Source organism: Dolichospermum circinale AWQC131C (assembly GCF_000426905.1).
In the GTDB taxonomy this organism is placed as follows: Bacteria; Cyanobacteriota; Cyanobacteriia; order Cyanobacteriales; family Nostocaceae; genus Dolichospermum; species Dolichospermum circinale.
In genome coordinates, this window is record NZ_KE384602.1 from 37,438 (window position 1) to 44,051 (window position 6,614).

Here is a 6,614-nt window from a genome sequence, read left to right on the forward strand (position 1 = left end):
ATCTCAATTAGTCTAATTCTTGGGCGGTGTGGGGCATCCCTGGCCACCCTAGTGAATTATACCTAACATTTGCATCGCTTTTGCTTTCATAATAGTACGGTCTCAGTTGCATCAGGAAGGGATTTGCTTCTTTCTTTTGAGAATCATCAGACGGCTGTAAGGATGATGTTTCCAGAGACGGAGGAAGCGTAGTAGAGGTTAGGGTTGGGGATTGGAAACTCAAAGGCAATTGTGATACTATATTAGTTAATTCCAGAGGAAAAAAAGAGTCTAGTGGGGGAAAGAAAGATGGGAATTGTAAGCCCGGTTGTGTAGGCGTTTTTGGCTCGGTCGGACTGGTACTATTTGCAGATGTACTGATAAGAATTTGCCGAACTTGACTCTCCGTTAGGTTAGGGTTAGCACCAAGCATGAGGGCAACAACACCGACAATGTGAGGAGCAGCCATAGAAGTACCAGAGTAATTAGCATACTGATTATTAGGTACTGTGGAGTAAACATTAACTCCTGGGGCGGTAACGTATGCGATTTCTTGAGAACCAGAACGGTTAGAAAAGTCCGCAAGGTTATTATTTTGATCTACCGCACCTACGGCAATTCCTGAATTATAGGCATAGCGGGCAGGATAGGATGGTATTGATTCGCTATTATTGCCCGCTGCCATAACCACAATTACACCTTTGCTGCTGGCATATTCGATGGCTGATTTCAGGGTATCGTTAGGAGAGTCTCCCCCTAGACTGAGATTAATGACTTTCGCGCCATTGTCAACTGCATAATAAATGCCTTTGGTGATATTTGAGTAAGAACCTGAACCATTGGCATCTAGGACTTTAACTGACATAATTTGGGAATTATAGGCAATACCAGTAACGCCAATACCATTGTTTTCTGCGGCTATAGTTCCAGAAACATGAGTTCCATGGCCATTATTATCTAACACATTGTTGTTGTCATTATCAAAATTCCAACCCCTAACATCGTCAATATAGCCGTTACCATCATCATCTATCCCATTACCTGCTATTTCTTTGGTATTGATCCAAATATTATTTTTTAAGTCTTCATGGTTGTAGTCTACGCCAGTGTCTATAACAGCTACAATAACCCCTTTTCCTGTATATCCCTTATTCCAGACTGTGGGAGCGTTGATCATATCTGCACCCCAATTATTACCACCCAAGTCAGGAACATCTTCATAGGGACCATCACCAGCGGCTTTACTCACTGCTAATCCTGCATTCACTAGTCCATAGCCATTGTTTGAGTTATAGTTACTAGAATAACTACGACTGCCAAAAATCGTAGAATCAGTGGGATTTTCAAAGGCATTAGTTTGGGAAATAGCTGTATATTTGATTTCGTTTTCAGATAGAAGCTTTTGAGAAATATCAAATGACATAAGTGTTTAATCCCTGAAAATAGCAATATTTTCTTTGACAAGGTAATTTTGTCAAAATCTACAAATACAATAATTTCAAATTGCCTAAGTTTCCCCTTATTTAATTATTGCTATGAGTTATTGATCTAAAAAGATACTTTAATTACAATTTGCATATTATTTAATATCATGTCCAGTTGAACACTTATCATATCTGTTGAGGCTGGTAATTGGTAATTGGTAATTGCGAAAAGGCAATACAATGATCAACTATATCCTAAGTGCTTGGGTGGACATGATATAGCAATCCTACCCCAATCTTGAGAAAATACGTAGATAAAAATCCTTGTTTTATAAGCACTTGAGCCTTATTGAACTCTCACGTATCATTTAGGATTGCTATATAATAATTAGTTTTCATTGTTCAAATAAATTAATGTCTGATGACATACAAATTATCTAAAAACTAATCTGAAAACTATTTTTCCCTATTTCTTATTCCCTATTGCTTTTAGCTGAGTTTGATAGATGTGAATTTGGTCCACTAAACCCCCAATACCAGGAATATCATAACCATAAAGCCGGAAACCCTTACCCACAGAATTAGTTAAAACTTCTGAACCTTTACCTTGATAATACACAGGAACTGGACGATTCCCATGATTTCCCCAACCATATTTAATCTGAGGATTAGAACCCCAAAAATGAGCCGCTTTTATAGAATCAGATTCAGCGGTTAAAGCTTCTGCACCTTTTTCTTTGAGTAATTCAGAAAAGTTAGGATTTAAAGTCAGATAATGATCATGATCAGCAGTGACAATGAGCAGATTATTTTCCCAACCACCATTATTTTTAATCCAGTCAATTGTCGTTTTTACAGCTTTGTCAAAATCCAATACTGTCCCAATCATATTATCTAGATTATCATCATGGGCCGCCCAATCAATATCACCACCTTCTACCATTAACCAAAATCCATCTTTATCCTTCGATAAAACTGCTAAAGCAGCTTTAGTTAAATCATTGAGTGTGGGATTTTCATTAATTTCTTTGGCTATAAAAGATTTATCGGTTTCTCCAACCAGCAAAGGCCGAACTGTATCCGGGTTTTTTCCTTGAGAACCAAACAGAGAAAAAATACTCAAACCCGTATTACTATAATCTCCATTGGCCGTACTTACAGGTAGATTTCCCTCTTGTCCCCTAGCTCCATATAATCCTAACAGGCGATCGCCCCGATTTGGATTTAATTTAGCCGCAGTCATCGCTAATTTTTCAGCCGCATCTTTTCCTCGTTCTAAAAATGTGTAATTATAACGGTTTTGATTGGGGTTTTTACTCAACTCTGTATAAGTCGTTTTTGTGATATATTCAAATTTAGTCGGAGGTTCTACACCCGTAGGTAAAGGTTGACTATTAGCACCCGTAAGCGGATGACCACCACCTAAAATTACCGTTGGTTGATATATGCGAAGTTCCTGCTGGAGAATATTATCCAAAGTCGGATAATCACCATCATATTTATTGCGACGATTAACATTAGCTGCTGCTGCTCCCGGTGTCGCATGATCTACAGGAACAGATGTCACAATTCCCGTAGATTTACCATGATCAGCCGCAGTTTTCAGAATAGTTTCTAAGGGTTTTTCAAAAATATCAACGGAAATAGCGTTATTATAGCTTTTTACTCCCGTATACAAAGTAGTTGCTGTATTAGCCGAATCAGGATAACTATACTTAATATATTCAGGATCATTACCAGGTGTCCAAGGATTTATTCCCCCCCGTTGAGGATCATAACCTACCAAATTACCGACCGCATTGGGATCAAGATTTTTCCCCCCTCCAGATGGTGTATTTCCGGGATTAAATTGCGGTTGGAATTTAAACCCTGGTAAAATGGGACTAGCGCCTGTAATCGGATTAGAACCAGATAATGCGGAGTTATTTGTACTGAAAACTCCATTACCAGGAGCAATGGTAGTACCATAGGTGGTAGCGAGAGCATAATTCTCCAGAGTTTGAAAACTTAGTCCTTCCCCCCGACCAGAATTGTAATTATATCCTTGCGCTATAGCCCCAGCGCGAGCCATTTCCCAGCCCATACCGTCCCCAATCATCAGAATCACGTTTTTAGTTTTTGTGACAGGTGTAGCTGCGTTAGAATTGCTAATCAGGGTGATTAATATACCAGCTACAATGATCAATGCTATAGATAATAAACGGCGTTTATATCGAAGTTGTGAACTAGATTTGATGACCATTGGTAAAATGCCCGTTATAAAATTACTCTATAATGAGAGAATACTAAAAAATGCAATCAAAACTTTAGATTTATTTATCATGGCGAAAATTCAGTTTGCTAGAGGTATTGAGGAAACAGTAGTTCCAGATGTCCGCTTGACAAGAGCAAAAGCAGGTGATAGTAGTACAGCAACATTTACTTTCACAAATCCTGATATCTTGGCACAAGACGGTAAAACCGAACCTACTGGACTTTATTTAATTGACGAAGAAGGGGAAATCAAGATTAGTGCAGTTCAGGGTAAATTTGTCAACGGTAAACCAGAATCTTTAGAAGCAGTTTATGTTATGCAGTCTAAAGAAGAATGGGATCGGTTTATGCGGTTTATGAATCGTTATGCTGAAGAAAATGGACTAGGATTAAGTAAATCTTAATTAGTCATTAGTCAGTAGTCAGTGGTCAGTGGTCATTGATTATTGGCTAAAACGTAAAATATCTATGGAATTTCAACCACACCCCAATACACAGCAACTTTCTGTAAATTGTGCAGTTATTACCGTCAGTGATACCCGTTCCCCAGCTACAGACAAAAGTGGTCAATTAATTAAAGAACTACTTTTAGCTGACCATCACATCGTAGAGTTATATCAGATTATCAAAGATGAGTCAAGAGAAATTACAGCCCAGATGGAAGTTTTAGCTGCATATCCTTGTATCAACGCTGTAATTTTTAATGGGGGAACGGGAATTGCTCCCAGAGACACTACTTATGATACCTTAGAAAAGTTATTAGAAAAAACTTTACCAGGATTTGGGGAATTATTCCGGTTTTTAAGTTATCAAGAAATTGGTTCACGGGCTATAGCTTCCCGTGCTGTAGCAGGTATTTATAAAAATAAAATCATCTTTTCTCTTCCTGGTTCTAGTCATGCTGTGCGACTGGGTATGGAAAAATTGATTTTACCGGAATTGGTGCATTTAGTTAAACAGGTGAACTGAATAAACCTCAAACCCTGATAAACCAAAACCGTGTTAAGCCCCCATACCAGAATAGCGTTTTAAACCCTTACGCCATAAAAAACGATTAGCGCCCAAAAATACAAGAAACCAACCAATAATTGACAAAAATCCCCTAGTTAAATTTACAGGTAGTCCCACCAAAATACTCGCTGGGAAATTAATCATGTAAGGAAAAGGTGTTAACATAACTATGTTTCTGATATTTTCGGGAAAGACATCTAAAGGCGCTATTAAACCCGATAAAAATAGAAAAAATAACAACCATAAATTTTCTAAAGCTGCTGCTCTTTCTGTCCAAAATGAAAACATAGCAAAGGTATATTGAATGATAAATCTTAAAGCAAAAGCCATAATTGCTGCTAAGATAAATAAGCATAAATTACCTATATTAGGCAACCAGAAGGCTTGGGGATAGAGAACAAAAAAGAATGTGGATAAAAGTAATACAAAAGGCATTCGAGCGACTCTTTCACCTAAATGACTACCAAGATGATGCCAAATTGGATCTAAAGGCTGTAATAATTTTAGAGAAAGTTTACCTTCTAATATTTCTTTTTCAAAGTCATAAATTACCCAAACTACACTAATTTGTTTAGTCAGGAAAACAGCAAAGAAATACCGAGCAAAATCCACAGGTTGAAAACCAAATTTACCACTTTCGGCTGCTTGTACCCAAATACCCATCATAATCATTGGTAGAGAACCTGCTAGAACCCATAGGATTAATTCTGAGCGATATTCCAGCATATAAGCATAGTAAACTGACAGTAAAGTTAAGGCTTTTTTAATTGGTTTTTTCATGGTTATTTATGGGGAAAGGTTACAGGTGACAGGTTACAGGTGACAGGGGACAGGGGACAGGTTACAGGTTACAGTTCCCTCCCTTTGGTAAGGGGAGGGTTAGGGTGGGGTTTTCAAATAAATCCTTTTTGAAAAACTCGGCCAATTACCTCTTCTACTGGTGGTTCTGTAACTGTTAAATCTAACACTTCTAAATTAGCCAAAATCCGGGATACAGTCTGAGTTAATGCTTCTTGCTGAACAATAAATCTTACCGCTCTTGCTTCGACCATTTGCACGTCACCATAGGACATAAGTTGTGCTAATGGTAATGCTTGAGCTAATTCAACATAAATTTCTCGATAGGGAGCAAAACTTTCTAATAATCCCTCTAAGCTACCATCATACATTAATTTTCCTTGGTGAATTAATAATACTCGTTGACACAAAGCTGTAATATCAGCCATATAATGACTGGTTAATAATACAGTTGCTTGATAAAGTTGATTATATTCTTTTAAAAATTGACGTACTCCCACTTGAGCATTAACATCTAACCCTAAAGTTGGTTCGTCTAAAAATAAAACTTGGGGACGGTGTAAAAGTGCTGCTAATATTTCAGCTTTCATTCTTTCCCCTAATGATAATTTTCGCACTGGTTGAGTTAGTTTACCTTCTAAACCCAACATTTCTGTTAGTTCCCCAACGCGACGCTGAAATTCTTTATCAGAAATATTATAAACTGCGGCGTTAATTTTGAGAGAATCTAAGGCGGGTAAATCCCAGATTAATTGCTGTTTTTGTCCCATGACTAAGGTGATTTTTTGCAGAAATGTTTCCTGACGACGAAAGGGAACAAATCCACCGACTTTAACTATACCACTAGAAGGATGAATTAATCCTGTTAGCATTTTTAAGGTCGTAGTTTTCCCTGCACCATTGGGACCCAAAAAACCGACAATTTCCCCAGGTTCAATAGTAAAGGAAACATCTTGAACGGCTTTAATTAAACGATAATTACGACGAAAAAAGTGGGTAATTGTTCCTCTTATTCCTGGATTTTTAATTGCTACTGGATAGGATTTATTCAGATTTTCTGCAACAATAATTGACATAAGGGGATAGGTAAGTAGGTTGGCGTTAAAAATTGTCGTTATGACAAGGGAACAGGGAACAGGGAACAGGGAA

6 protein-coding genes are annotated in these 6,614 nt (G+C 37.7%); 2 read left to right on the forward strand and 4 right to left on the reverse strand.

The window, feature by feature from the left end:
* Window positions 1–7: 7 nt before the first annotated feature.
* Together ACIR131C_RS22215 and ACIR131C_RS0107935 are read right to left on the reverse strand one after the other, a co-directional pair.
* On the reverse strand, window positions 8–1,402 hold the full coding sequence (locus ACIR131C_RS22215; protein ID WP_081677178.1) for a S8 family peptidase: 1,395 nt from the start codon (window positions 1,400–1,402) through the stop codon (window positions 8–10).
* A 467-nt stretch (window positions 1,403–1,869) separates the two neighbouring features.
* Entirely contained in the window at window positions 1,870–3,645 is a 1,776-nt protein-coding gene (locus ACIR131C_RS0107935; protein WP_028089763.1) for an alkaline phosphatase, read from the reverse strand.
* 79 nt (window positions 3,646–3,724) lie between these two features.
* Between ACIR131C_RS0107935 and psb28 the strand changes: the two genes are divergently transcribed.
* Together psb28 and ACIR131C_RS0107945 are read left to right on the forward strand one after the other, a co-directional pair.
* Window positions 3,725–4,060 (forward strand): photosystem II reaction center protein Psb28, encoded by a 336-nt coding sequence (gene psb28, locus ACIR131C_RS0107940; protein WP_028082639.1) that lies wholly within the window; start codon window positions 3,725–3,727, stop codon window positions 4,058–4,060.
* A 64-nt stretch (window positions 4,061–4,124) separates the two neighbouring features.
* On the forward strand, window positions 4,125–4,625 hold the full coding sequence (locus ACIR131C_RS0107945) for a MogA/MoaB family molybdenum cofactor biosynthesis protein (protein ID WP_028089764.1): 501 nt from the start codon (window positions 4,125–4,127) through the stop codon (window positions 4,623–4,625).
* A gap of 33 nt (window positions 4,626–4,658) precedes the next feature.
* Here the strand turns inward: ACIR131C_RS0107945 and ACIR131C_RS0107950 are convergent, their stop codons facing one another.
* Window positions 4,659–5,447 carry an ABC transporter permease gene (locus ACIR131C_RS0107950; RefSeq protein WP_028089765.1) on the reverse strand — a complete coding sequence of 263 codons (789 nt, stop codon included), beginning with the start codon at window positions 5,445–5,447 and terminating at the stop codon, window positions 4,659–4,661.
* Window positions 5,448–5,560: 113 nt separating this feature from the next.
* Window positions 5,561–6,541 carry an ABC transporter ATP-binding protein gene (locus ACIR131C_RS0107955; RefSeq protein WP_028089766.1) on the reverse strand — a complete coding sequence of 327 codons (981 nt, stop codon included), beginning with the start codon at window positions 6,539–6,541 and terminating at the stop codon, window positions 5,561–5,563.
* Window positions 6,542–6,614: the final 73 nt, after the last annotated feature.

Bases quoted from the DNA above. Each gene is read 5' to 3' on its own strand.
- ACIR131C_RS0107955 (WP_028089766.1), bottom strand. From the start codon at position 6,541: ATGTCAATTATTGTTGCAGAAAATCTGAATAAATCCTATCCAGTAGCA.
- ACIR131C_RS0107950 (WP_028089765.1), bottom strand. From the start codon at position 5,447: ATGAAAAAACCAATTAAAAAAGCCTTAACTTTACTGTCAGTTTACTAT.
- ACIR131C_RS0107945 (WP_028089764.1), top strand. From the start codon at position 4,125: ATGGAATTTCAACCACACCCCAATACACAGCAACTTTCTGTAAATTGT.
- ACIR131C_RS0107935 (WP_028089763.1), bottom strand. From the start codon at position 3,645: ATGGTCATCAAATCTAGTTCACAACTTCGATATAAACGCCGTTTATTA.
- psb28 (WP_028082639.1), top strand. From the start codon at position 3,725: ATGGCGAAAATTCAGTTTGCTAGAGGTATTGAGGAAACAGTAGTTCCA.
- ACIR131C_RS22215 (WP_081677178.1), bottom strand. From the start codon at position 1,402: ATGTCATTTGATATTTCTCAAAAGCTTCTATCTGAAAACGAAATCAAA.